22 protein-coding genes are annotated in these 24,651 nt (G+C 62.0%); 10 read left to right on the top strand and 12 right to left on the bottom strand.

What is annotated here, in order from left to right:
- Positions 1-2: 2 nt before the first annotated feature.
- The 4 genes from FHS92_RS01170 to FHS92_RS01185 all read right to left on the bottom strand — a co-directional run bounded on the left by FHS92_RS01170 (position 3) and on the right by FHS92_RS01185 (position 2,598).
- A complete protein-coding gene (locus tag FHS92_RS01170) occupies positions 3-290 on the bottom strand; it encodes a DUF2849 domain-containing protein (protein ID WP_184076752.1) in 288 nt (95 codons plus the stop codon).
- Positions 287-1,072 (bottom strand): uroporphyrinogen-III C-methyltransferase, encoded by a 786-nt coding sequence (cobA, locus tag FHS92_RS01175; RefSeq protein WP_184076754.1) that lies wholly within the window; start codon positions 1,070-1,072, stop codon positions 287-289. The genes FHS92_RS01170 and cobA overlap by 4 nt, the downstream gene beginning before the upstream one ends.
- An 87-nt stretch (positions 1,073-1,159) precedes the next feature.
- Positions 1,160-1,609, bottom strand: coding sequence for an NfeD family protein (locus FHS92_RS01180; RefSeq protein WP_184076756.1), 450 nt, complete (start codon positions 1,607-1,609; stop codon positions 1,160-1,162).
- 2 nt (positions 1,610-1,611) lie between these two features.
- Positions 1,612-2,598, bottom strand: a complete 987-nt coding sequence (locus FHS92_RS01185; protein WP_184076758.1) for an SPFH domain-containing protein — start codon at positions 2,596-2,598, stop codon at positions 1,612-1,614.
- 92 nt (positions 2,599-2,690) lie between these two features.
- On the opposite strand from FHS92_RS01185, the gene FHS92_RS01190 reads away from it, so the two are divergent.
- From FHS92_RS01190 to FHS92_RS01205, 4 genes are all read left to right on the top strand, one after another.
- The gene (locus tag FHS92_RS01190; protein WP_184076760.1) at positions 2,691-3,512 is read left to right on the top strand and encodes an HpcH/HpaI aldolase/citrate lyase family protein; all 822 of its coding nucleotides are present in this window, start codon (positions 2,691-2,693) and stop codon (positions 3,510-3,512) included.
- 103 nt (positions 3,513-3,615) lie between these two features.
- Positions 3,616-5,073 carry an IMP dehydrogenase gene (gene guaB, locus FHS92_RS01195; RefSeq protein ID WP_184076762.1) on the top strand — a complete coding sequence of 486 codons (1,458 nt, stop codon included), beginning with the start codon at positions 3,616-3,618 and terminating at the stop codon, positions 5,071-5,073.
- Between the two features lie 9 nt (positions 5,074-5,082).
- A complete protein-coding gene (locus FHS92_RS01200; RefSeq protein WP_184076765.1) occupies positions 5,083-6,264 on the top strand; it encodes an RsmB/NOP family class I SAM-dependent RNA methyltransferase in 1,182 nt (393 codons plus the stop codon).
- A 56-nt stretch (positions 6,265-6,320) separates the two neighbouring features.
- Positions 6,321-6,842, top strand: coding sequence for a tetratricopeptide repeat protein (locus FHS92_RS01205; protein WP_184076767.1), 522 nt, complete (start codon positions 6,321-6,323; stop codon positions 6,840-6,842).
- Here the strand turns inward: FHS92_RS01205 and FHS92_RS01210 are convergent.
- The 3 genes from FHS92_RS01210 to FHS92_RS01220 all read right to left on the bottom strand — a co-directional run bounded on the left by FHS92_RS01210 (position 6,802) and on the right by FHS92_RS01220 (position 10,327).
- Positions 6,802-7,779 (bottom strand): phosphatase PAP2 family protein, encoded by a 978-nt coding sequence (locus FHS92_RS01210; protein ID WP_184076769.1) that lies wholly within the window; start codon positions 7,777-7,779, stop codon positions 6,802-6,804. The genes FHS92_RS01205 and FHS92_RS01210 overlap by 41 nt on opposite strands.
- A gap of 223 nt (positions 7,780-8,002) precedes the next feature.
- Complete coding sequence (locus FHS92_RS01215) at positions 8,003-9,175, bottom strand: acetyl-CoA C-acetyltransferase (RefSeq protein ID WP_184076771.1); 1,173 nt, start codon at positions 9,173-9,175, stop codon at positions 8,003-8,005.
- A 48-nt stretch (positions 9,176-9,223) separates the two neighbouring features.
- On the bottom strand, positions 9,224-10,327 hold the full coding sequence (locus FHS92_RS01220; protein WP_425506212.1) for an alpha/beta fold hydrolase: 1,104 nt from the start codon (positions 10,325-10,327) through the stop codon (positions 9,224-9,226).
- Between FHS92_RS01220 and phaR the strand changes: the two genes are divergently transcribed.
- The 4 genes from phaR to FHS92_RS01240 all read left to right on the top strand — a co-directional run bounded on the left by phaR (position 10,326) and on the right by FHS92_RS01240 (position 16,215).
- The gene (phaR, locus tag FHS92_RS01225; protein ID WP_184076775.1) at positions 10,326-10,889 is read left to right on the top strand and encodes a polyhydroxyalkanoate synthesis repressor PhaR; all 564 of its coding nucleotides are present in this window, start codon (positions 10,326-10,328) and stop codon (positions 10,887-10,889) included. The two genes, FHS92_RS01220 and phaR, sit on opposite strands and share 2 nt — an antisense overlap.
- Positions 10,890-11,093: 204 nt before the next feature.
- On the top strand, positions 11,094-12,620 hold the full coding sequence (locus tag FHS92_RS01230; RefSeq protein WP_425506213.1) for an aminoacyl--tRNA ligase-related protein: 1,527 nt from the start codon (positions 11,094-11,096) through the stop codon (positions 12,618-12,620).
- 175 nt (positions 12,621-12,795) lie between these two features.
- Positions 12,796-13,809 (top strand): methyl-accepting chemotaxis protein, encoded by a 1,014-nt coding sequence (locus FHS92_RS01235; RefSeq protein WP_184076779.1) that lies wholly within the window; start codon positions 12,796-12,798, stop codon positions 13,807-13,809.
- A 69-nt stretch (positions 13,810-13,878) separates the two neighbouring features.
- Entirely contained in the window at positions 13,879-16,215 is a 2,337-nt protein-coding gene (locus FHS92_RS01240) for a ribonuclease R family protein (protein ID WP_184076781.1), read from the top strand.
- An 11-nt stretch (positions 16,216-16,226) separates the two neighbouring features.
- Here the strand turns inward: FHS92_RS01240 and FHS92_RS01245 are convergent, their stop codons facing one another.
- Entirely contained in the window at positions 16,227-17,165 is a 939-nt protein-coding gene (locus FHS92_RS01245; protein WP_184076783.1) for a DUF808 domain-containing protein, read from the bottom strand.
- A 230-nt stretch (positions 17,166-17,395) separates the two neighbouring features.
- On the opposite strand from FHS92_RS01245, the gene FHS92_RS01250 reads away from it, so the two are divergent.
- Entirely contained in the window at positions 17,396-19,564 is a 2,169-nt protein-coding gene (locus tag FHS92_RS01250; protein WP_184078664.1) for a S9 family peptidase, read from the top strand.
- Positions 19,565-19,651: 87 nt separating this feature from the next.
- Here FHS92_RS01250 and FHS92_RS01255 read toward each other — a convergent pair whose 3' ends face one another.
- Positions 19,652-19,852, bottom strand: a complete 201-nt coding sequence (locus tag FHS92_RS01255) for a hypothetical protein (protein WP_184076785.1) — start codon at positions 19,850-19,852, stop codon at positions 19,652-19,654.
- A gap of 160 nt (positions 19,853-20,012) precedes the next feature.
- Entirely contained in the window at positions 20,013-21,392 is a 1,380-nt protein-coding gene (locus FHS92_RS01260) for a M20/M25/M40 family metallo-hydrolase (protein ID WP_184076787.1), read from the bottom strand.
- Positions 21,393-21,490: 98 nt separating this feature from the next.
- On the opposite strand from FHS92_RS01260, the gene ettA reads away from it, so the two are divergent.
- On the top strand, positions 21,491-23,170 hold the full coding sequence (gene ettA, locus FHS92_RS01265) for an energy-dependent translational throttle protein EttA (protein WP_184076789.1): 1,680 nt from the start codon (positions 21,491-21,493) through the stop codon (positions 23,168-23,170).
- A gap of 19 nt (positions 23,171-23,189) precedes the next feature.
- Here ettA and FHS92_RS01270 read toward each other — a convergent pair whose 3' ends face one another.
- Positions 23,190-23,945, bottom strand: a complete 756-nt coding sequence (locus tag FHS92_RS01270; RefSeq protein WP_184076791.1) for an SDR family oxidoreductase — start codon at positions 23,943-23,945, stop codon at positions 23,190-23,192.
- A 66-nt stretch (positions 23,946-24,011) separates the two neighbouring features.
- Positions 24,012-24,650, bottom strand: a complete 639-nt coding sequence (locus FHS92_RS01275) for a carbonic anhydrase (protein WP_184076793.1) — start codon at positions 24,648-24,650, stop codon at positions 24,012-24,014.
- Position 24,651 lies beyond the last annotated feature (1 nt).

The raw sequence follows: 24,651 nt of genomic DNA on the forward strand, positions 1-24,651 counted from the left end.
AGTCAGGCCTTTACGATCGGAATTTCAGTGTTGATGGCAAGATCGGCGCGCACCGTCGGCCCGCTGGCGCGAATGCGCTCCTTGATGTGGAGGGGCAGGGGGCCGGCGGTAGTCGCTTCGGCGTCGATGACATAGGCGGCGTTAACGCGCCGTGCGGCACTTTCGCTTGCCAGCAGGGCATCGCCCTCCGCACCGACATCGACGGCATCAGCCACATGGCGCGACCAGCCGGACCCGGTCCACCAGATCACATCGCCGCTCGCCAGATCATTCCCCGTTAGCAACTTCACGCAAATTTCTCCATTTTCGCGGGCAGGTCCGCCCAAATGTCCTGTGCAATCGCGTCCTGGACGACATCGCCTACCACGATCAGGGCGGGGCTCTGCACCCTTTCCTGCGCAATAACCGGAGCCAGATCGACGAGGCTGGTGCGCAGCACGCGGCTGTCACTGCGTGTGCCCTTCTCGATGACGGCGACGGGCGTATCCGGAGACAGGCCATCGCCGATCAGCTTGGCGACGACATCGGCCGCTGTCGCGATGCCCATATAGATGACGAGGGTGCGGTCCGGCCCGGTGAGGCCCGCCCAGTTCTGGTCGGTCAGGCCCTTGCATTGCCCGGCGACGAATGTCACCGCGCTGGCCCGGCCCCGATGCGTCAGCGGCAGCTGCGCCTGCGCTGCGCAGCCGATTGCCGCGCTGATCCCGGGAACCACTTCGACAGGAACGCCAGCCGCGCGACAGGCTTCCATTTCCTCGCCACCACGCCCGAATACAAACGGATCGCCGCCCTTCAGGCGGATAACGTCCCGGCCCGCCAGCGCCTCGCGCACGATCAACGCGTTGATGGCGTCCTGCGGCAGCGTGTGGCGGTCCCGGCTCTTCGCGACGGAGATCTTTTCCGCGTCGGCGGGTGCGAGCGCCAGAATTGCGGCATCGACCAGCCCGTCATGCACCACCAGCCTCGCCGCGCCGATCAAGCGCGCGGCGCGCAGCGTCAGCAGATCGGGATCGCCCGGACCCGCGCCGACGAGATAGACCGTACCTGCAGAAGAAGATGGAGCTTCAGCCATGCTGGCCAAATGGCGATGTCGACGAAAAACCGCAAATGATTATGGCTGTTGGACGGTATAGGAAATGTTTCAGTGCCGCGCGAAACGTCAGATCGGTTCTACAATCAGAGTAGCGCCGTCCCCTCCGGCAACCCGCACGTGCGTGCCAACCGGCGCATCCGGACCCTTGCAGTTCCAAACACTGTCGCCCACCCGCACGCGCCCATGGCCGCCGTCAATCGCGTCGACGACCATCACCACCTCACCGATCATACGGGCGGTGCGATCGTTGAGCAGGGGGTCTTGCGACGGAACCGGGTTGTCAGCATACCAGCGCCGTCCGCCCCATGTCGCCAAAAGGCACAGCACGGCGAACAGCAGAAACTGCACCGTCAGGCTGATGTCGATGCCCATGGCGATCAGGCCCGTGAGCGCCGCCGCGATGGCCACCCAGATCAGGAAGATGCCGGGCATGAACACTTCGCCGATCGCCAGAACGACAGCGAGGATCAGCCACCACCAGTGATCATGGAAATCGACTGAGGTAAGGAAGGGCATAGTTATGCCTTCTCGAACGGGCCGCGACGCGTGGGCGGAGTTGCTTTGTCTGCCCCCAATGATCCACCCGTTGGCGGCGTGCCGCTTCCTATCACTTCCCGCGCCAGCTCACCGATGCCACCGAGCGTGCCGATGAGCTGGGTCGCCTCGACCGGGAACAGGATCGTCTTGGCGTTGGGCGATGTTGCGAACTGGCTGATGGCATCGACATATTTTTGCGCAATGAAGTAATTAAGCGCCTGCGGATTGCCGGCCGCGATCGCGTCGGACACCATTTGCGTTGCCTTGGCTTCGGCCTCCGCTTCGCGTTCGCGGGCTTCCGAATCGCGAAAGGCAGCCTCGCGGCGCCCCTCGGCTTCGAGGATCTGGGCCGCCTTCTGCCCCTCGGCGCGCAGGATTTCCGATGCACGCATGCCTTCGGATTCAAGAATGGACGCGCGCTTTTCCCGCTCCGCCTTCATCTGTCGTCCCATCGCGTTGACGATATCGGCAGGGGGACGGATGTCCTTCAGCTCCACCCGGGTAATCTTGATGCCCCAGGCGTTAGTGGCGTGATCGACCACCGAAAGCAGGCGGGCGTTGATCTCGTCTCGCTTGGACAGAGTTTCGTCCAGATCCATCGAACCCATCACGGTGCGCAGATTGGTGGTCGCAAGCTGCATGATCGCAACATAGAGTTCGGACACTTCATAGGCTGCCTTGGCCGCGTCGAGCACCTGAAAGAACACCACGCCGTCCACGCTGACCATCGCGTTGTCCTTCGTGATGATCTCCTGCCCCGGGATGTCGACGACCTGCTCCATCATGTTGATCTTGCGGCCGACATTGTAGAAAAAGGCGGGATAGAAATTGAGGCCGGGCCGCGCGACTTCGGTGAAGCGGCCGAATCGCTCGATCGTGTATTGATAGCCCTGCCGGACGATCTTGATGCTGGCGGCGAGATAGATCATCACCAGCAGTACCAGCATGAATGCGGCTGTCGCGCCCATCACGATCTCTCCCCTGAAAATTCGCTTTAACTATGCCGCTATTTGGGAGAGGGGGGAAGCGATATTACGGTCCATGCCGGAGGATGCCCCCGATGCTGTTGTCGCACGCCCGTTCGTTGCTGTTCCTGCCTGCCTCCAACGCGCGCGCCATCGATAAAGCCAGAGGCCTGCCGTGCGACATGGTGATCCTCGATCTGGAGGACGCGGTGCCGGACGAACGGAAGGGTGAAGCGCGCACCGCTCTGGCGGAAGCGTTTGCGGCGGGATTTGGTGATCGGATCGGGGCCGTGCGGATCAACGCGGTGGACAGCCCGTTTCATGCCGATGATCTTGCTGCAGTGCGCGGGATTCAGGCCGATATCATCGTCTTGCCGAAGGCTGAGCATCCCCGTGACGTGCAGGCGGTCCATGGCGCCCTTGAAAAGCCGGTGATTGCGATGATCGAATCGCCTCTCGGCGTGGCAAACGCACGGGAGATCGCGCAGGCGCCGGGGGTCGTGGGGCTATTTATGGGAAACAACGATCTTCGGCGCGATCTGCGCATTCCGCTGGATGCGGGTCGCGAAGGCCTGACCTATGCGATGCAGTCGGTCATCCTCGCCGCGCGGCTGGCGGGCGTCGCGGTGTTCGACGGCGTCTTTAACCGGATCGATGATGCGGTGGGCTTCGAAGCGGAATGTCGCGCAGGGCGGGTGATCGGTTTTGACGGCAAGACGCTCGTTCACCCGAACCAGATCGGCCCGGCAAACGCGGTTTTCGGGGCGTCGGAGGAAGAACTGGAAACCGCGCGGCGGCTGATCGCTGCGGCGACCGGCGGCGCGGAACGGCATGAAGGGCAGATGATCGAGGCCATGCATGTCGAGCAAGCCCGCGCGCTGATCGCCCGCGCGGAGGCGAACCGGGGCGACGGGTAGGCCTGTTCGGGAAATTTGTATGCGCAGCCACTAGCCCCGCGCAGCCGAAATGGTTACATGGGCCGCCACGTTAACCCTGCTGGTATGAAAGAGTGGCATTTCCATGGATATCCGCCTTGGCCTCACCTTTGATGATGTGTTGCTGCAACCGGGCGAATCCGACGTTCTTCCGAGCCAGGCGGATACCAGCACGCAGGTAACCAAGAGCATCCGGCTCAATATACCGATTCTTTCCTCGGCGATGGATACTGTCACCGAAGCCGATATGGCGATCGTCATGGCGCAGCTGGGTGGCATCGGGGTGCTGCACCGTAACCTTTCGGTCGAGGAGCAGGCGGCGGCGGTCCGCGCAGTAAAGCGGTTCGAAAGCGGGATGGTCGTCAACCCGATCACGATCACCCCCAACGCGACACTTGCCGATGCGCAGACCCTGATGGTGCGGCATCGCATTTCCGGTATTCCTGTCGTTGAGGACAGCGGCAAGCTTGTCGGTATTCTCACCCATCGCGACACACGCTTTGCAGAAAACCCGCAGCAGCCGGTCAGTGAGCTGATGACGCACGAAAACCTGGCAACGGTTGGACCGGGTGTGGGACAGGAAGAAGCGCGCCGCCTGCTGCATCAACGCCGGATCGAAAAGTTGCTGGTAGTTGACGATGCCTATCGCTGCATCGGGCTCATCACGGTGAAGGACATCGAAAAAGCCGTCACCTATCCGAAGGCGACCAAGGATGCCTCCGGACGTCTGCGCGTCGCCGCAGCGACCACCGTGGGCGACAAGGGGCTGGAACGGACCGAAGCGCTGATCGACGCGGAATGCGACCTCATCGTTATCGATACCGCTCATGGCCACAGCAAGATGGTTTCGGCGGCGGTCGACGCGGTGAAAAAACTGTCGAACCATGTGCAGGTGGTCGCGGGGAATGTTGCCACCGCCGAAGCAGCCCGGGCGCTGATCGATGCCGGGGCGGACTGCGTGAAGGTTGGCATCGGACCCGGATCGATCTGCACCACGCGCGTGGTCGCGGGCGTGGGTGTGCCCCAGTTGACGGCGGTGATGGATGCGGCGGAAGAAGCGGCTAAATCAGGTATCCCGGTGATTGCCGACGGCGGTCTGAGGACGAGCGGCGACGTGGCAAAAGCGCTGGCGGCGGGCGCGGGTTGCGTGATGATCGGGTCGCTGCTGGCCGGGACCGAAGAAGCGCCGGGCGAAACGTTCCTCTATCAGGGTCGCGCCTACAAGAGCTATCGCGGCATGGGCAGTGTCGGCGCGATGGCGCGCGGCAGCGCCGACCGCTATTTCCAGCAGGACATCAAGGACCAGATGAAGCTGGTTCCCGAGGGGATCGAGGGGCAGGTGCCGTTCAAGGGGCCGGCGCGCGATGTCATTCATCAGCTCGTTGGCGGCGTGAAGGCCGCGATGGGCTATACCGGTAGCCGCACGATCAAGGATTTGCAGGAGCGCGCGCGCTTTGTGCAGATCACCAATGCCGGCTTGTCGGAAAGCCATGTGCACGACGTTACCATCACCCGGGAAGCGCCCAATTATCCGACCCGCTGAGCCTGTTCGATGACACCGGCCGCACGGGTTCAGGCCGCGATCGAGCTGCTTGACGAGATCATCGCAGCTGCGCGCGATGGCGGGGCGGCGGCCGATACCCTTATCGTGCGCTATTTCAAGGCGCGGCGCTATGCGGGGTCGAAGGACCGCCGGTTCGTCACCGATTTGGTCTATCGCGCGATCCGTCGCAGCGGCGAGCGCCCGGCTTCGGGGCGCGCTGCGATGCTGGGGCTGGCTGATGATGATTCCGCTCTCGATGAACTGTTCGACGGATCGCCCTATGGCGCCGCGCCCCGAGGGGAAGGCGAGGAGGGAACGCCGCTCACTGTGCTGCCGGGCTGGATCAGGGGGCATCTTGCGCCGCTGATCGATGAGGGGGAGCAGATGGCGCTGCTCCAGCGCGCGCCGCTCGACATCCGCGTCAACAGGTTGAAAGCGGATCCGGACGCCGTGCGAGCCGAGTTTCCCGAGGCGGTAGCCGTGGATGGCGTTCCCTACGCGCTTCGTTTGCCGGACGGCACAAAGGTCGAGCAATCGGCTGCTTATGCCGCTGGCTTCGCCGAGGTGCAGGATGCGGGCAGCCAGGTGATCGCACAGATCTGCCAAACGCGGCCTGGCATGACCGTCATCGATCTGTGCGCCGGGGCGGGCGGCAAGACGCTCGCGCTTGCCGCTGCCATGGGAGGCGAGGGGCGGATCGTTGCGGCGGACACATCCCGCGCACGCCTCTCGCGCCTGCCCGACCGGGCGCGGCGGGCAGGGGCCGGGAATATCGAGACGCTGTTGCTCGATATTCGACGGGAAGCGGAGAGCCTGTCTCCCTTCTCGGGACAGGCGGATGTCGTGTTGATCGACGCGCCCTGCTCGGGGACGGGTACCTGGCGGCGCAATCCCGAAGCCCGCTGGCGGCTAACGCCTGAGCGGCTGGACCGGCTGGTTGCGGAACAGGCGCGTATCCTCGATCTTGCCGTGCCGCTGGTGAAGAGGGGCGGACGACTGGTTTACGCGGTCTGCGCACTCACCGATGCAGAGGGGCGGGCGCAGGTCGACGCGTTTCTCGCCCGGCACCCCGATTGGCAAGCCGAGCCGATTTCGACGCAAATCGGGCGCGAATGGGGCCAAGGGCGCTTGCTAAGCCCTGCGCATGATGGCACGGATGGGTTCTTCATTGCGGCGCTGGTGCAGGGATGACGAACGAGCGGTTCTCGGCAGGCGGAACTGGCAAGCGGGACATGTGGGAGACGATAATGCGCTTTACCCCGGCGACTTTGGCACTGGCGGCGCTACTCGCGACGGTATCGAGCGTCGGCGTCAGCCAGCGCCCGGATTCGCAGATTACGCCGCTGTCGCTCGAATGGCTGGCCAAGGGCAATGCAGCGCGCGCGGCGGGATCGTTGCAAGAAGCCAACGATGCCTATGAAAGCGCGCTTGCTGTTGACCCACGCAACCGCAAAGCCTTCATCGCACTCGCCGAAGTGGCGCGGCTGCAGGGTTTGCAGGGGAAGGCGCTGCGGCTTTACGACGGCGCGCTGACGCTCGATCCTGCCGACATGGACGCGCTGGGTGGAACCGTGCAGGCTCTGGCCGAAAAGGGCGCAATAGCGAAGGCGCGCGAGGCGCTGTCCAAGGTCAAGACGCTGTGCCGTGGCCCCTGCCCGCAGGTGGCACAGCTCGAAACGATGATCGACAAGCGCGCCGCGCCGCAGGCGGCGCTCAGCGCCAAGGATGTCACCCCCGCGCCGACCGTGGTGCCGACGCAGCAGCCGTAAGCCCACCAGAAACCAGACCGGATTGGATCGTTGATTCGACTGCGTGAACGTCAGCGACGTTTATACGGGAAATTATCAGGGGCACGCCTTTGATGCACAGGAAGGCTATCACCGTGCCTGCCAGCACATCAATGAAATAGTGACCGCCTTGTATGGGAGTAGCAAGATACATCAGCCCGCAAAGCACGAGATATACCCATCTTATTCCCGGTAGCCGCCATGCGAACCATGCGAACATGACAGCGCAGGAGGCGTGGAAGCTCGGAAAGTCTATCAGTCCCGAACTCCGTTCAAGTGCCACGTTCGTCATCTCTCCATTCCTGAGCGCCTCGATGATCGGTATGTGTTCGGTGCCAGCTCTCGGAAGATTTGGCGTCGACATTCCGAGTATTTCAACGGCAGCTGACTTTGCTGGAAAAAATAGAAAAATGATAACTGTGATACCAAGTGATAGTGCATATGTAAGAATGAAATGCGCAGCGACCGATCTCTTGTTAAAAATGTTGAGAGCTATAATTAGAAAAACAGGTAATATGTTTATGGAAGTATAGCCTAAATCAAGTGCCAATCGATAAATGTCATGACTCATTGTGAAATTCCAATATGAGCGCCAGTTAAAACCCATATTTCGATCCACTGACAATAATTGGTGATCCCGCCAGCCTTCGCTCACTTGTGCTGCCATGTAGGAAGCAACAATTCCAAAAAACGTGATTATGAAAAAAACGCTCAAACTTTCGAGGCTATGAATGAGCCGTGTGAACCAGATCAGATTGACAGGACGGAATCTCGCAGCGGCAAGAGACGAAGCACCGTAGTTCACTGCAACAGAAGAAACTTGGCCGATACTTACCCCCAAGCCGGTCATCAGCATCCCGATCAACACAATGGTGCCCGCGATGAAGACCGACCAATGGAGAAAATTCTCATAGCGCATGATGTAAGCCCGTGACTATTTACCGCGAGCCTATGCACAAATATGCTAAACACGACGTAAATCACGTCAATCTAGATGCGTATGTCTCATCGCCATTTTAAAGACACGATACAGACGCGCGCCCCGGAAGACATTTGCCCATCAAAGACGCACCTCCACCGAGTAGGTGTTGTACGCTTGTGTTCCTGCCCGGGACGGAGCGCTTCAAAAATACATGCGGCTGTTACCGCTCGATGCACATGGCGATGCCCATGCCACCACCGATGCAGAGCGTGGCTAGGCCCTTCTTCGCATCACGACGGCCCATTTCGTAGAGCAGCGTGGTAAGGACGCGCGCGCCCGAAGCGCCGATGGGATGGCCGATTGCGATCGCGCCGCCGTTGACGTTCACCTTTTCCGGGTTCCAGCCCAGCTCCTTGCCGACCGCAAGTGCTTGCGCCGCAAAGGCTTCATTGGCTTCGATCAGGTCCAGATCGTCGACGGTCCAGCCTGCCTTTGCCAGCGCTCGGCGGCTGGCGGGTGCGGGACCGATGCCCATGACCGAAGGATCGACGCCGCAGGTCGCCCAGGACGCGATCCGGCCCAGAACCGTCGAGCCGCGGCGGGCCGCTTCGTCCGCAGACATCAGAACGAGCGCCGCCGCGCCGTCGTTGATACCGCTCGCGTTCCCGGCAGTCACCGTACCATCCTTCTTGAACGCGGGACGCAGCGCCTGCATTGCTTCGAGCGTGGCGCCCGAGCGGATATATTCGTCCTGGTCGACGATAGTGTCGCCCTTGCGGCCCTTGATCGTTACCGGCGTGATTTCGTCCACAAAGCGGCCCGCCGAGCGCGCGGCTTCTGCCTTGTTCTGGCTTGCGACCGCAAACGCGTCCTGCGCGTCGCGCGTAATCTGGTACTGTTCGGCCAGATTTTCCGCCGTCATGCCCATGTGATAGTTGTTGAACGCGTCGGTCAGGCCGTCGAAAACCATCGTGTCCACCAGACTGGCGTTGCCCATTTTAATACCGCTCCGCAGGTTCTGCGCATGCTGCGCCATGGACATGCTTTCCTGTCCTCCGGCGAGCATGATCTTCGTGTCGCCGACCGCGATCGACTGCGCTGCGAGGGCTACCGCGCGCAGGCCCGATCCGCAAATCTGGTTGATGCCGATCGCAGTGCGCTCGACCGGTATGCCGGCGTTGACCGCCGCCTGACGCGCAGGGTTCTGGCCTTGCCCCGCGGTGAGGATCTGCCCCAGGATCACTTCATCGACATCGCCTGGCTCTATGCCTGCCTGAGCAATGGCGGCCTCGATCGCAACGCGGCCGAGCTCATGCGCAGGCGTTGCGGCAAAGGCGCCCAGGAAACTGCCGACGGCAGTGCGCTTTGCGGCGGTGACGACGATATCGGACATAGACCAAACTCCTGAGATGAAGGGCAGCGACCGCTGATGCGGCGCCCTTTAGCAACATCGATCCCATTTGGATAGCCATGCGGAGAGGGGTTCCCACAGCGTTGCAGGCGCGCGATCGCTCACGATCATGCCGACATGGCCGAGCCCGAGATCGAGCCGTTCCTGTAATATGGGGGCGGCGGCAGCGGGAACAATGCGGTCGGTGGTCGAACGGATCGAGAGGGTGGGACAGGCAAGTGCGGCAGGATCGACGATCGATCCCATCACGTCCCACGACCCGGTGCCGGTCGCGTTTTCGGAATAGAACCGCACGAACAGGTCCCGTGCGGCAGCCCAGGTGAGCGGGGGTCCGTCATTGGCCCAGTCCTCGACCGTGACGAAGGCGCGGGCGGCTTCGCTCGCCTCGTCCAGTTGGGCGAAATGGGCATATTTGCGAATGGTCCGCGCCGGATCCAGCGCCCAGAAGCCGGACTGCAGTACCTCCATCGGGACATAGCCCAGGCGTTCGCACTGTTCCTTAGCGTTGTTCCACAATCGGGCGAGGCGTTCACGCTCCGTATCGGGATAGCCGGTGAAGTCCCAAGGTGTGGCGACGGTGACGACGGCCCGCGCAGCGGACGGCCCCGCCGCGGCCAGGGCAAGTGTGCCCCCCAGGCAATAGCCAACGAGGATCGGGGGGTGATCCAGCGTCGCGAGGAGAGGCAGCAGCAGTTGTTCGACATGCCCGGCCAGGTCGAGCATGGCGTCTTCCGGCCCCGGCGTGCCCCAATCGACCAGCCACGGGTCGTGCCCCTGCGCGGCAAGAAACCGGGCCAGTGACTTGCGCGACGAGAGGTCGAGAATGGATGGCGGGTTGACGAGCGACGGAACGAGCACGATCGGTGTGCGCTCCTTTCTCGACCCGTCTGTTCCAAGGTGATGAATTTTTGCGCGTTTTTGCGCAGCATGGATGGGACGGTCCGTCGTATCGCGGTGCCGCAACGCTTCCTGATATTTGCGCAGTCCGATCAAGGCGGATTGTCTCGTTTCGGGATGGTTTTGCGTTTCCTCCCAAAGCATCGCGAGAAATAGCGGGAGGGGTCGCGGGCCATGTTGCGGCGCGACATTATTTAATGCTATTGCAGGATCATGGCGTTCAGGAGTTTCAGACATGGCACAAAATAAGGTCGCAGGAGATTCGACTCCCGTCACTATTAAAAAATACGCGAACCGTCGCCTTTATAATACCGAGACGTCGAGCTACATCACTCTCGAACTTCTTTCGCAGATGACACGCGAGGGACGCGAATTTGTCGTCGTAGACGCGAAAACGAACGAGGACATCACCCACAACGTCCTGACGCAGATCATCATGGAAGAAGAGCAGCGCGGCAAGAACATGCTGCCGGTCAATTTTCTGCGCCAGTTGATTTCTATGTATGGCGACTCGATGCAGTCGATGGTTCCGCAATATCTCGAAGCGTCCATGGAAGCGTTCCGCAAGAACCAGCTCCAGTTTCAGGAAGCGATGAAGGGTGCATTCGCCACCGGCCCGCTCGCCGAGATCACCAAGCGGAATATGGAAATGTTCGAAGCTGCGACCAGCGCCTTCAAGGGTGTTGTCCCAGCGATGCCCGTCGCGCCCAAGACCAGCGCGGAAGACAAGGACGACGAGATCGCTCAGCTTAAGTCGCAACTCGAAGCGCTGAACGCCAAGATCGACAAGCTGGGCTGAACGCAACCCGCTTCCAGTCCTTCTCCATTATCACCGTCCAAGCGGGGGGCGGGAGTTCAAAACGCTGCCTCGAACCCTGAATAGCGACCTCTATGGGGATCGCTGTTTGCCGGGAAGGGGCGCGCGAAATCCGGCCCCTCGACTTGGCGCGTCCGGTTGCTTATGGGCGTCATGTCCGCAACTCCCGACAACAGGTCTTTCGTCTTGAAACACGCTCTTTCCGTTACTCGTGAACAGGATTTCGCCGCCTGGTATCAGGCGGTCGTCAGCGAAGCCGACATGGCGGAAGAATCCGGTGTGCGTGGGTGCATGGTCATCCGCCCGTGGGGCTATGGCATATGGGAACAGATGCAGCGGCAGCTCGACGCGGAAATCAAGCGGACCGGGCACGAGAACTGCTATTTCCCACTGTTCATCCCGCTGTCCTACTTCGAGAAGGAAGCCGAGCATGTCGATGGCTTTGCCAAGGAAATGGCTGTCGTCACCCACCACCGGTTGATCCAGAAGGATGGGCGGCTGGTTCCGGATCCGGATGCGAAGCTGGAGGAGCCGCTGGTTGTACGGCCGACATCGGAGACGGTGATCGGCGCGGCCTTTTCGCGCTGGGTGCAGAGCTGGCGCGACCTGCCGGTACTCATCAACCAGTGGGCCAATGTCGTGCGCTGGGAAATGCGCACCCGCATGTTCCTGCGCACCACCGAATTCCTCTGGCAGGAGGGGCATACTGCCCATGCTACCGAAGCCGAAGCACGCGAGGAAACCCTCCGAATGCTGGAAGTCTATCGCCGCTTTGCCGAGGACATCGTTGCCATGCCGGTAGTGGCGGGCGAGAAACCGGAGAATGAGCGTTTCCCCGGTGCGGTGTCGACCTACAGCATCGAAGCGATGATGCAGGATGGCAAGGCGCTGCAGGCCGGGACATCCCATTTCCTTGGCACTACCTTCTCCGCCGCTCAGAACATCCGGTTCCAGAACAGCGAAGGCGCGCAGGAACTGGCGCAGACGACAAGCTGGGGTGTGTCGACCCGCATGATTGGCGGCCTTATCATGACGCATGGCGATGATGACGGCCTGTGCGTGCCGCCGCGCCTCGCGCCATGGCAGGTCGTGATCGTGCCGATGCTGCGCGACACGGCGGAAGACGACGCGCTGCTTGCCTATTGCGCGGAGATCGCGCGGGAGATCGAGGCGCAGGACGCATTCCGCGAGCCGGTGCGTGTGCTGCTCGACCGCAAGGCAGCCAAGGCAACCAACAAGCGCTGGGGCTGGGTCAAAAAAGGCGCTCCCGTGATCGTAGAGGTCGGCGGACGCGATATGGCGGGCGGCAATGTTTCGGTCATCCGGCGGGACCGGCTCTACAATGAGGCAGGCAAGCTGGATAGCGCAGTGATGGCGCGCGGGGACTTTGTCGCCGGTCTGTCTGCGCAACTGGCCGATATCCAGTCGAGCCTGTACCGCACGGCGCGGGAGCGGCTGGACGCCAACATTGTGCGCGACATCCTCGACGCCGATGCGCTCTCGGCCTTCTTTGAAGCAAGCCCGCGTCCGGGCTGGGCTGAGGTGAATTGGAGCAAGCCGACCGGAGCAGAATTGGACGCGGTGGTCGAATGGCTGAAAGCACGCAAATTGACTTTGCGGAACGTGCCGGTCGATGCGCTTCCGGCGAGCGGCACATGCATCTTCACCGGAAATGTAGCCGTTGAACGGGTGCTCGTGGGTCGCAGCTACTGATACTTGTCACCGCAACGCGACAATGCAAACCATTGCATTGCGATTTCAGGGACTTGAAGATCGTTTTTGTCTGCATGGTTATTGGATTTTAACCAATGACACGATAGCCTGATGTCATCCGCCAAAGAGCGGGAACATCAGGATGAGGATTCATCGCTGGGATGGATCTTAAATTATGCAAGACGACGTTCTCAAACTCGCTTTCGAAGTCGCTAAGGTCACGCAGGAAAAGATCTCGGTCCTCGACCGGATCATGACGCGCACGCAAATGCTGTCGATGAACGCGCGGCTGGAAGCGGCGCGTGCGGGAACGGCAGGGCAGGGCTTTGCCGTGGTGGCGCGGGAAATGGGTGTCGTTGCGGGCGAAGTGAACCTGTTGTCCTCGCAGTTGCAAAGCGAGATCGCCAATAACACGGCGCAGATTGAGACCGCCGGACGGCAGATGATGATTGATTTTCGCGGGCAGCGGTTTGCCGACATGTCCCGCAATGTGGTCGAGATCATCGACCGCAACCTCTACGAACGGTCATGCGACGTGCGCTGGTGGGCGACCGACAGCGCGGTGGTAAACGCGGTCGCGGACCCGACCGACGATGCGCGCGCCTATGCAAGCGAACGGCTGGCCACCATCCTGCGATCCTACACCGTCTATCTTGACCTTTGGATCGCCGATCGAGAAGGGCGCATCGTGGCGCACGGGCGGGGTGACCGCTACGGCGGGGTGATCGGCCAGAATGTTTCAGCCAACGAGTGGTTTCGCAAGGGCATGCAAACCAGCAACGGCGATGATTTCGCAGTGTGCGATATCACCCGCACGACCGCGTTGCAAAATGCACAGACGGCGATCTACTCGACCGCCATCCGCGAGGGTGGGCGGGTCAACGGGCGGCCGCTGGGTGTGCTTGGCATCTTCTTTGACTGGGAACCGCAGGCACGCGATATCGTGGAGGGCGTCGCCCTCACGGACGAGGAGCGGACGAAGACCCGGGTGATGCTCCTGAACGCCAAGCACCAGATCATCGCGTCATCGATCGGCGAGTGCCAGCTCAATGAAACCTATCCGCTCAAGCCCACAGGCCCGATGGGTTTCTACCAAAATGGCAAGCGACTGGTGTCCTATGCCCTAACGCCGGGGTACGAGACCTATGCGGGGCTCGGCTGGTACGGCTGCATCGAGAGCGAAGTCTAGGCCACCTGTTTCCCCGGCAACAGTGGGTGAGGGGCTGGTCAGGGGGCACGCGCCTTCCTATACCGGGTCATGCCCAATCCTCCCAAGTCTGGCGTCGGCAAGTCTGCCCGGCCAAAATCCTCCAAAATCCGTCCCGCAGGAATGCCGTCACGGCAAGACGTGATGGAGTTCATCCAGTCCAGCAGTACCCCCGCCGGCAAGCGTGAGATCGCCAAGGCGTTCGGATTGCACGGGCAGGAAAAGATCCTGCTCAAGGCGCTGCTCAAGGATATGGCGGACGAGGGGCTGATCGACATTGGCCCGGGGCGTGCGTTCCATAAGCTCGGCGGCGTGCCCAAGGTCACGGTGCTGCGCATCGTCGACATCGACGGAAGTCAGCCACTTGCCGTACCGGAGCGGTGGGAAGCCGAAGGCATGGCGCCGCCGCGCCTTCGGGTCATCGAACGGGGGCGCCGCAGCGGAGCGCTCGCCGTGGGCGACCGCATTCTCGCGCGTACTGAGGAAGCGGGCAACGGCATGATCGCGCACCCGATGAAGGTGCTCGCCAAAAGTGAGGAGCTTTTCCTCGGCGTCGTCGAGGTCGGCGAGGACCAGCGTCCCTATCTGCGCGCGGTGGACAAGAAGATCCGCGTCCGCCCGCACATTGCCGATCTTAATGGTGCGCAACACGGCGACCTTGTGCTGGCAGAGGTCAGCGGACGACCGCCGCGCCTCAGTGCGCGGGTCGATACGATCCTGGGTGATCCGTTCGCGCCACGATCCTTCAGCATGATCGCAATCCACAAGTACAATATTCCCAACGTTTTTGCCGAGGGTGTGGAAGACGAAGCGCGGCGGGTGTCAGCGCTGCCCGTCGCGAACGACAAGCGGGAGGATCTGCGTCATCTGCCGATCGTCGCGATCGATCCGGTCGACGCGCGCGACTTCGACGACGCGGTGTGGGCCGCCGAGGACGAGGATGTGGGCAATCCCGGCGGGTTTCGCGCGATCGTCGCGATTGCCGATGTGTCCTATTATGTGCGGCCTGGCAGCCTGATCGACCGCGAGGCGCGCAAGCGTGGCAACAGCGTCTATTTCCCCGATCTTGTGGTGCCGATGCTGCCGCATGCGCTCTCGTCGGACAAATGCTCGCTACGCGCGGGTGAGGACCGGGCAGCGCTCGCGTGCCACCTCACCATCGATGAAAAGGGGAAGCTGAAGAGCTGGCGCTTTTCGCGCGCTGTCATCCGTGTTGCCGCGAACATTCCCTATGAGGATGCACAGGCCGCCATTGACGGCACAAAGCCGCATGACCTCACTGATGTCGCTCTGCGCCCTTTATGGGCCTGCTGGCACGTGCTGGCCAAGACGCGGGATGCGCGTGGGCCGTTGGAACTTGACCTGCCTGAACGGCGCGTGGTGCTGGACGAGGCGGGGCGGATCATGAGCGTTGCGGTGCGCGAGCGCCTGGACGCGCACCGGCTGATCGAGGAGTATATGATCGCGGCGAACGTCGCCGCGGCCAAGGCGCTGGAGGCCAAGGTCGCGCCGGTGATGTATCGCGTGCACGAACCGCCCTCGCGCGAGAAGCTCGTCGCGTTGAAGGAATATCTCGCAAGCATCGACGTGCCCTTTGCACTGGGCCAGGTTGTGACGCCGGGTACGTTCAACCGGCTGATCCACAAGCTCGCCGAAACGGAACAGCGCCTGCCCGCAATGGAGCAGATATTGCGCAGCCAAACGCAGGCCTATTATAGCCCACAGAACGCCGGACATTTCGGGCTTGCGCTGGGGAGCTATGCGCATTTCACGTCGCCCATCCGGCGTTATGCGGATCTGCTGGTGCACCGCGCGCTCGTCGGCGCCTATGATCTGGAAATGCCCGCGCCACAGGACCGCTCGATCCCGGAGCATAGCTGGCTGAGCGGTGAAGACCGCTCGCATATGGCGCGGATAGGCGAGCTCATCAGCCAGCATGAGCGGCGCGCGATGGAAGCCGAGCGGGAGACGGTGGACCGTTACGTTGCCGCCTATCTTTCGGAGCATGTCGGTACGGTGATGGATACGAAGATCACCGGTGTGCAGAGCTTCGGGTTTTTTGCCACGATCAAGGACCTGGGCGGGGACGGTCTGGTGCCGGTGTCCACGCTGGGGGCAGAGCGCTTCCGCTATGACGAAGCGTCCCGCACGCTGGAGGGGGAGAGCAGTGGCGATACCTACACGGTTGGCCAGCACATCGCGCTACGGCTGGTTGAGGCTGATCCGATCGGCGGGACACTGCGTTTCGAGCTGCCCGAAGGAGCCAGTCATTTGCCGATGCGGGGCGGGCGGGACAGAAAGCCCGGCGGCACTCGTCCTTTCAAGCGGCAGGGGCGGCCGAAGAATATCCGGCACAGCAACAATCCGCGTGGTAAGGTCAAGCGGTAGGCGGGTCTGCCCTAGCGCCGCAGCCTGTTGAAGCCCATCCATAGCAAGGCGATCATGCCACCCAGCACCAGTCCGGCAAGGGCCGAGCCGAACGCATGGACGAACCACTCGGCAACGGGCGCAAACGCACCGGTGCCTTCCGACAGGTGATGCGCCAGTTCCGCGATCTGGTGACCGGGAAATCCAATCCCCAGCGTTTCCAACCCGTGCACCACAATTCCGCCGCCGACCCAAAGCATCGCTGCGGTCCCCGCTACCGTCAGGGCCGTCAGCACATGGGGCATCGCCTGCACCAGTCCGCGCCCCACGGGCTGCAACGCGGCGGTCTCCCCCTTGCACAGATGCAGGCCGATATCGTCGAGCTTCACGATCAACGCCACGACCCCATAAACGCCCACGGTAATGAGCAGGCTGACCACGACCAGAATGACGGCCTGTTCCCAGAGCGGCAAGTGCGCGACGCTCGCCAGCGCGATCGCCATGATTTCGGCGGACAGGATGAGGTCCGTGCGCACCGCGCCCGATATGGTGGACTGTTCGATATGGGTGGGATCGTCGCTGACCGGAGCATCATCGTCATGTCCGTCGCCATGCGGCAGCCATTTCTCGATCAGCTTTTCCGCCCCCTCAAAGCAAAGATACGACCCGCCAAGCATCAGCAGTGGGGTGAGAGCCCAGGGCGCAAAGGCGCTGAGCAGCAATGCGGCGGGGAGCAAGATAAGCAGCTTGTTTCGGAGGGAGCCAATGGCGATCCGCGCGATGATCGGTAACTCGCGTTCAGGGCTGAGGCCGGTCACGTAGCGTGGCGTCACGGCGGCATCGTCAATAACCACGCCCGCCGCTTTTGCGCTCGCCTTGCCCGCGGCGGCGCCCACATCGTCGAGGGAAGCTGCAGCGAGCTTTGCAAGCGCGGCGATATCATCGAGGAGGGCGATCAGGCCTACGGACATAGGGGATTTTCCAGATACAGGGGGAACGGGATTGCTTTGGCGGCAGAGAACGAACGGGTCAATGTCTTGCATCGCGTCCGCGTTCCGCCGCATAGGGCTTTTCTGCCGTGCAACCGATGATAGAAGAAGGGATGCATCCTGTTCGCCACCCCCCACTCCGTACTGCTCTTGTCCTCCTGCTGGCCGGGCTGGCGTTCTGGGGGAGCTCGCCCGTGAACGCCAAGGATGCCATGCCCGCACCTCGCCCTCTTACGCTGGAGCGCATTTTCGCCAGCCCCGATCTCGCCGGAGCGCAGCCGCGCGGCGTCAAGTTGTCGCCGGACGGAACGCTCGTTACCCTGCTGCGCAATCGCGCGGATGACCGCGAGCGTTATGACCTCTGGGCGATCGACACGACCACGGGCGCGGAACGCATGCTGGTCGATTCGCTTAAGCTCGGGAGCGGGGCGGAACTGTCCGAGGCGGAAAAGATGCAGCGTGAGCGCGCGCGCATTGGCGGAACACGCGGCATCGTCAGCTATGACTGGGCCGCAGACGGCAAGCATATCCTGGTGCCGATCGATGGCGACCTGTTTCTGGCGGACTTGTCGGGCGGCGTCGTCCGCCTGACCAACAGTCCACAGGGCGCGTTGAATGCGACGGTCAGCCCCAAGGGCACTTTCCTCTCCTCCGTGCGGGACGGCAATGTCTTCGTCACGCGGATCGCGGACCGGACCGAGAAGCAATTGACCAGTGACGCGAGCGAGACGCTGAGCTGGGGCGTCGCGGAATTTGTCGCGCAGGAGGAGATGGATCGTTTCACCGGGCACTGGTGGTCGCCGGACGACAGCCGGATTGCCGTGGCGCGGGTCGATGAAAGCGGTGTCGGGATCGTCAATCGCGCAGCCATCGGCGCGGAGGGCACAAAGATTTTCGCGCAGCGCTATCCGGCCGCAGGCACGCCCAATGCGGTGGTTGATCTCTATGTGATGAACCCGGACGGATCGGGCCGGGTGAAGGTTGATCTGGGACCGGAGCGGGACATCTATCTGGCGCGGGTGAACTGGGCGAAAGATGGGCGCACGCTCTACGTGCAACGCGAAAGTCGGGATCAGAAACGGCTTGATCTGCTGGCGGTCGATCCCGCGACGGGCGCGTCGAGAATTGTGCTGACCGAGACCGCGAAGACCTGGATCAACCTGTCGAACAACTTTCGGCCTCTGAACGATGGCAGCTTCCTGTGGTGGTCGGAACGGGGCGGGCAGGGGCAACTCTACCGCGTGAAGAACGGGAAGTGGACCGAGCTGACCAAGGGGGAAGGGGAGGTCGCCGATGTCGTCGGTCTCGATGAGGCGCGTGGGCTGGTATATTTTACCAGCAATGCGCAGAACCCGCTGGAACAGCAGGTTTTCAGCGCACCGATCGATCGCTACGCCGCGCCGCGCCAGCTCACCGGGTCGGGATATTGGAACGCGGCCGTCATGGATGGGCGGGCGACGCGTCTGATCGTCAGCCGGTCGAACAGCGAGCAGCCGATGCAGGTCTACCTTGCGGATACGGAGGGCAAACGGTTGCGCTGGCTGTCCGAGAATGCGCTTGATGCTCGGCATCCCTATGCGCCCTATCTACAGGCGCACGCTCGCACGCAGTTCGGCACGATCAAGGCCGTGGACGGAACACCGCTTCACTACAAGCTGCTGATGCCCAAAGGCGCGGCGGGCACGCGCCATCCCGTGTTCATGATCCACTACGGCGGGCCAGGCGCCGGACGACAGGTCACGAACCAGTGGGGCGGCGCCATCCAGCAATATCTTGTGCAGCAAGGCTGGGTGGTGTTCGCCATCGACAATCGTGGCACGCCCGATCGCGGCAAGGCGTTCGAGGACGCGCTCTATCGCGCCATGGGCACTGTCGAGGTCGAGGATCAGGTCGCCGGAGTGAACTGGCTCAAGGCACAGGAATTTGTCGATCCGGCGCGGATTGCAACCTATGGCTGGTCCTATGGCGGCTATCTGACGATCAAGCTGCTGGAGAAGGCGCCAGGGCTGTTTGCAGCGGGCGTGTCAGGTGCGCCGGTGACGAAGTGGGAGCTTTACGACACCCATTATACGGAGCGGTATCTGGGTGATCCGAAGGCGAAGAACAGCGCCTATCCCGCGGCGAACGCTCTGGCCGATGTCGAAAAGATCGCCGATCCACTGCTGCTTATTCACGGCATGGCTGACGACAATGTGGTGCTGGAGCATTCCACGGCGTTCATGAGCGCGATGCAGGCGAAGGCACGACCGTTCGAGGTGATGCTCTATCCCGGCCAGACGCACCGCTTTGCGGGGGAGGGTACCAATGTCCATAGCTGGCGCACGATCGAGCAGTTTCTGGAGCGGACCGGAGTTGCGCCGGGAAAAACGGACGGGCGTTAAGCCGAGATCCGAGCAAACATGCCAGGCACAAAAAAGGGTGGCGCGCTGGTAGCGGCCACCCTCCTTTGATGTTTCGCAGAAGCGAAATTACATCGCGTTCGTTGCGTTAGCAGCGTTCGTGGCGTTTTCCGCAACGTTCGAAGCGTTGGCAACCGCGTTCATGGCGTTGTCGACAACAACGTTCTCGACAACGGCGTTGGCGTTGTTGGCTTCTTCAGCAGGCTTCTCACCGCAAGCGGCAAGAGCCAGAAGGCCGGCCGAAGCGAAAACAACAGCGATTTTCTTCATCTTAGTAGGCTCCCATAGCATGTTCCGCGCATGCAAACTCGTAATTTGTCCTACGCGAGTGCCCGCAATAACGGGTGCAATGCACAAATCAACTTTTTTTTGCCGCCGACGAACCGCATGAATCATGCGACGACCCGTTGTCTACTATAGAAGTATGCTATCAACGCAAGGGCTCTTGCGCATTTGCGGCGACGGCAAGGACTGTCACCCATGCTGCAACGTTTTGCGCGAGCTGGGCCGGGTCGATCTTGTCCAACGTGTCATCGGGCGTGTGGTGCAGATCAAAATAACGTGTCCCCTCTTGTCCAAGATCGATTCCCGACACGCCAGACGCGATAAGCGGCTCGATGTCGGCGCCGTCACCAGCTTTGTCATGCCCGACCACAATCCCTAATGGTGCCAGTGCGGCACTGATGCGTTCTTGCACCGCCTTGGCGCTTTCGGGCAGGGCGAAGTTGACCCGCCACACCCGGTCCGCACCGAAATCGGATTCCATGGCCAGTACATGTTTCTCGCTGCTGTGCCGGGCGAAATAGGCACGCGCGCCGTCGCCGCCGACTTCTTCTGCACCAGCCCACAAAATGCGGATTGTCCGCCGGGGCTGACCCGCGTCCATGATGCGCTTGGCCGCCGCAGCGACGATGGCGATGCCAGCGCCGTCGTCGACCGCACCGGTTCCCTGATCCCAGCTGTCGAGATGCCCGGCCACGACGATGATGCCCGCATCCGGGTCGGAACCGGGTACTTCAGCGATGACATTGCCGGACGGCTGGTTTTCGAGGATCTTTGGCGTCAGCAGCAGATGAACGCGCAACGGCTTGCCGCGCTTGGCCATCCGTTCGATATTGTCGGCATCGGGTATGGAAAGCGCGGCGGCGGGAATGGGTGTGACACCCGGTTCGAAAGTGGTGACGCCCGTATGCGCAACGCGATGGCTGTCCGTGCCGATGGAGCGGATAAGAATCGCGCTTGCCCCCTTCTTGGCCGCAATATTGGGACCAGCGCGGCGGACCTGCCCGTAAGGGCCATAGCCCGATCCATCCTGGTTGGCCTTCATCGTGTGGGTGACATAGGCGATCTTGCCTTTAAGACTGCCATCCGGCGCCGCAGTCAGCGCAGCAAGATCGGAAAACAGGACGACTTCCGCGTCCAGCCCTTTGGGTCCTGTCGAGCCGCTGTTGCCCAGCGTGGCAATGACGAGCGGCTGCTCGAACGGCGCGACGACCTGCGCGCGTTCCTCACCCCGTACCCACGCCTTCATGGTATATGGTTCGCTCCGGACATTCGCGAACCCCAAGGATTTCAGTTCGGCAACGGCCCATTCCCGGGCGAGCGCTTCTTTAGGACTGGCCGCAGGGCGCGGACCGACTTCGGTCGTGATCCCCTCGACGATGTCCCACGCCACCGTATCGCCCAGCGCCTGCGCGCGTAGGGACGCGACATCAGAGGAGCCTGGCGGGGCTTGCGCGAAGACAGGGGCGGAAGGAAGGACTGCCGAACACAGCAGCAGACCAAGGACGCGAAAAGAGCTAATTTTCATGGGCGGAGCATAAGGAGCATTTCCGGATTTGCCAATGCATGCCCGCTGGAGTAACCGGGCGCCAACATCCCATATGCCTTTGTTTCGGAGTCTGCCTGATGGCCGTCCAGTACAGTTTTGTCATGAAAGGTCTGACCAAGACCTTCCCCGGCGCGAACAAGCCGCTTTTCAACAACATCCATCTTCAGTTTCTGCCAGGCACGAAGATCGCGATCATCGGCGTCAACGGTGCGGGTAAGTCGACCCTGATGAAGGTCATGGCCGGCATGGACACCGATTTCCAGGGCGAGGCCTGGGCGGCGGAGGGGTTGCGCGTCGGCTATCTTGCGCAGGAGCCTCAGCTCGACAACAGCAAGACGGTCAAGGAAAACGTGATGGACGGCGTGCGCCCCGTCGCGGACATGATGGAGCGGTTCAACAAGATCAGTGAGATCATGGGCGATCCGCCAGAGGATTGCGATTTCGACGCGCTGATGACCGAAATGGGCGAGTTGCAGGAAAAGATCGACGCGGTCGACGGGTGGACGCTCGACAACCAGCTCGAAATCGCGATGGAAGCGCTGCGCTGCCCGCCGGGTGACTGGGCGGTGGAAAATCTGTCCGGCGGTGAAAAGCGCCGCATCGCGCTGTGCCGCCTGCTGCTCGAAAAGCCCGACATCCTGCTGCTCGACGAACCGACCAACCATCTCGACGCGGAAAGCGTGCAGTGGCTGGAACAGCATCTGATCAACTATGCCGGCAACGTCATCCTCGTCACCCATGACCGCTATTTCCTCGATAATGTCGTGGGCTGGGTGCTCGAACTCGATCGCGGGCGCGGTATCCCCTATGAGGGCAACTATTCCAACTGGCTCGACGCCAAGGCCAAGCGCATGGAGCTGGAAGAGCGCGAAGACGCCGGTCGCCAGAAGGCGATCAAGGAAGAGCTGGAGTGGATCCGTCAGTCGCCCAAGGCGCGCCAGACCAAAAGCAAGGCGCGTATCCGCGCGTTCGACGAACTGGTCGAGCGGCAGGAAAATCGCGCACCGGGCAAGGCGCAGATCGTTATCCAGACGCCCAAGCGCCTGGGCGGCAAAGTCATTGAGGCCAAGGGGCTCACCAAGTCCTACGGCGACAAGCTGCTGTTCGAGAACCTTGAATTCCTGCTGCCCCCCGGCGGCATCGTCGGGGTGATCGGGCCGAATGGTGCGGGTAAATCGACCTTGTTTCGCCTCATCACCGGGCAGGAACAGCCCGACAGCGGCACGATCGAGGTCGGCGAGACGGTACAGCTGGGTTATGTTGACCAGAGCCGCGATTCCCTCGACGCCAATCACAATGTTTGGGAGGAAATCTCAGGCGGGCATGACCTGATGACGATCGGCAAGCACGAGATTCAGACCCGCGCCTATGTTGGCGCCTTCAACTTCAAGGGGCCGGACCAGCAAAAGAAGGTCGGTCAGCTGTCGGGCGGTGAGCGCAACCGCGTCCACCTCGCCAAGATGCTGAAAGAGGGCGGCAACGTGCTGCTGCTCGACGAACCGACCAATGACCTCGACGTCGAAACGCTGCGCGCTCTCGAAGAAGCGCTGGAAGAATTTGCGGGTTGCGCCGTGGTCATCAGCCACGATCGCTTCTTCCTCGATCGCCTCGCGACGCACATCCTTGCGTTTGAGGGGGATAGCCATGTCGAATGGTTCGAAGGCAATTTCGAGAGCTATGAGGAAGACAAGCGCCGCCGCCTGGGCGATGCCGCCGACCGGCCGACCCGCCTCGCCTACAAGAAACTGACGCGGTAAGGCTTTCCCTCCGCGCCGCTCAGCCGTGCGGCGGGTTCAGGAGGGCGAACATCTTGTCGAAGGTCCCGTCCGCCTCGGCATGGCGCAGGCGCTTAACGTTGGTGACGAGAATCTCGTCGGGCGTCGGCTCCTGCGCGAAAAGGGTCATGACCTCATCGATAAATGCGTCGAGCGGCATGTAAGCAGCGAAGCTCGACTGTCCGGGGGTCAGGTCGGTCTGCACGCCAGGCGGGGCCAGCTCAATGACCTCAACCCCGCTGGCCTCCAGTTGTCGCCGCAAGGAAAGGGTGTAGCTATGCAATCCCGCCTTGGTCGCGGAATAAGCCGCCGTGTTGGCAAGCGGAACGAAAGCAAGACCTGACGTCACATTGACAATCGCTGCGTTTGGCTGCCCCCGCATATGTGGTAGAAGCGCGGCCGTCATGCGAACCGGCCCCAGCAGATTGGTGATGATGGTCGCCTCACTCGCCGGGAGATCGAGCGCATCGGGCGTCAGCTCATCACGCTCCATCATCCCCGCATTGTTGATGAGCACGTTGAGTTCAGGGTTGTCCGCGACCACCTGCCTCCCGAATTCTGCGATCGCGGCGGGATCGGTCACGTCGAGTGCATAACGGATCATGCCGGGGTTGGCGGCGACCACTTCGTCCAGGACAGAGGTCCGGCGGCCGGTGATGATCACCCGGTTGCCTAGGCGATGAAACGCTTCGGCGAGGCCCCGTCCGATGCCGGATCCGCCGCCGGTGATCAAAATTGTATTGCCGGTCATGCGCATCGCTGATCTCCTGCCGAAGGGAGCGCCTAATCTGGCGCTCGCCCCGACAGGTTCAAGATGCGTGGATCAGGCGGGAGCGAATTCTCCTGACGCCTCGTCCAGAATATGCAGGACGCCATCGCTTATCGCGAAGCGCGCGCCGATCAAACGGAGCGTGCCGGCGGCTTCTTTCTCGGCAATCCACGGGAAGGTACGCAGATTGGTGAGGCTGAGCCGCACGGCTTCGTTTTCCATGGCACGCTGGGCATCGCGGCTGTGATCATGGCCATAGTGCGCCAGCACCCGCGCGCGTGGTTCATCGAGCATGCGGATCCAGTCGGCGACGAAACCGCCAGCGCCGCGCGGCGCGTCCTTCAACTCCTGCGTCAGCGCCGCGTTGCAGCCACCGCACAGCCCATGGCCCATGACGAGGATTTCCGACACTCCGAGCACCTGCACCGCAAATTCCAGCGCGGCAGAGACGCCATGGTGGCCGGGGGTCTGCTCGTACGGCGGAACCAGTGCGGCGACATTGCGCACGACAAAGGTTTCGCCGGGATTAGTATCGAAAATCTGCGTCGGATCGACCCGGCTGTCCGAACAAGCGATGATCATCACCTTGGGGCTCTGCCCGTCGCGCAGTTCATCCCACCGCTCGCGCTGCTGCTGCCATCCGGTCTGACGAAAGCGACGATATCCGTTCAGCATGTCGGCAAAATCGGTCATT

Source organism: Sphingobium subterraneum, assembly GCF_014199435.1.
Classification (GTDB): Bacteria; Pseudomonadota; Alphaproteobacteria; order Sphingomonadales; family Sphingomonadaceae; genus Sphingobium; species Sphingobium subterraneum.

Bases quoted from the DNA above. Each gene is read 5' to 3' on its own strand.
- cobA (WP_184076754.1), bottom strand. From the start codon at position 1,072: ATGGCTGAAGCTCCATCTTCTTCTGCAGGTACGGTCTATCTCGTCGGC.
- FHS92_RS01180 (WP_184076756.1), bottom strand. From the start codon at position 1,609: ATGCCCTTCCTTACCTCAGTCGATTTCCATGATCACTGGTGGTGGCTG.
- FHS92_RS01185 (WP_184076758.1), bottom strand. From the start codon at position 2,598: ATGGGCGCGACAGCCGCATTCATGCTGGTACTGCTGGTGATGATCTAT.
- FHS92_RS01190 (WP_184076760.1), top strand. From the start codon at position 2,691: ATGCTGTTGTCGCACGCCCGTTCGTTGCTGTTCCTGCCTGCCTCCAAC.
- guaB (WP_184076762.1), top strand. From the start codon at position 3,616: ATGGATATCCGCCTTGGCCTCACCTTTGATGATGTGTTGCTGCAACCG.
- FHS92_RS01200 (WP_184076765.1), top strand. From the start codon at position 5,083: ATGACACCGGCCGCACGGGTTCAGGCCGCGATCGAGCTGCTTGACGAG.
- FHS92_RS01205 (WP_184076767.1), top strand. From the start codon at position 6,321: ATGCGCTTTACCCCGGCGACTTTGGCACTGGCGGCGCTACTCGCGACG.
- FHS92_RS01210 (WP_184076769.1), bottom strand. From the start codon at position 7,779: ATGCGCTATGAGAATTTTCTCCATTGGTCGGTCTTCATCGCGGGCACC.
- FHS92_RS01215 (WP_184076771.1), bottom strand. From the start codon at position 9,175: ATGTCCGATATCGTCGTCACCGCCGCAAAGCGCACTGCCGTCGGCAGT.
- phaR (WP_184076775.1), top strand. From the start codon at position 10,326: ATGGCACAAAATAAGGTCGCAGGAGATTCGACTCCCGTCACTATTAAA.
- FHS92_RS01220 (WP_425506212.1), bottom strand. From the start codon at position 10,327: ATGTCTGAAACTCCTGAACGCCATGATCCTGCAATAGCATTAAATAAT.
- FHS92_RS01235 (WP_184076779.1), top strand. From the start codon at position 12,796: ATGCAAGACGACGTTCTCAAACTCGCTTTCGAAGTCGCTAAGGTCACG.
- FHS92_RS01240 (WP_184076781.1), top strand. From the start codon at position 13,879: ATGCCCAATCCTCCCAAGTCTGGCGTCGGCAAGTCTGCCCGGCCAAAA.
- FHS92_RS01245 (WP_184076783.1), bottom strand. From the start codon at position 17,165: ATGTCCGTAGGCCTGATCGCCCTCCTCGATGATATCGCCGCGCTTGCA.
- FHS92_RS01250 (WP_184078664.1), top strand. From the start codon at position 17,396: ATGCCCGCACCTCGCCCTCTTACGCTGGAGCGCATTTTCGCCAGCCCC.
- FHS92_RS01255 (WP_184076785.1), bottom strand. From the start codon at position 19,852: ATGAAGAAAATCGCTGTTGTTTTCGCTTCGGCCGGCCTTCTGGCTCTT.
- FHS92_RS01260 (WP_184076787.1), bottom strand. From the start codon at position 21,392: ATGAAAATTAGCTCTTTTCGCGTCCTTGGTCTGCTGCTGTGTTCGGCA.
- ettA (WP_184076789.1), top strand. From the start codon at position 21,491: ATGGCCGTCCAGTACAGTTTTGTCATGAAAGGTCTGACCAAGACCTTC.
- FHS92_RS01270 (WP_184076791.1), bottom strand. From the start codon at position 23,945: ATGCGCATGACCGGCAATACAATTTTGATCACCGGCGGCGGATCCGGC.
- FHS92_RS01275 (WP_184076793.1), bottom strand. From the start codon at position 24,650: ATGACCGATTTTGCCGACATGCTGAACGGATATCGTCGCTTTCGTCAG.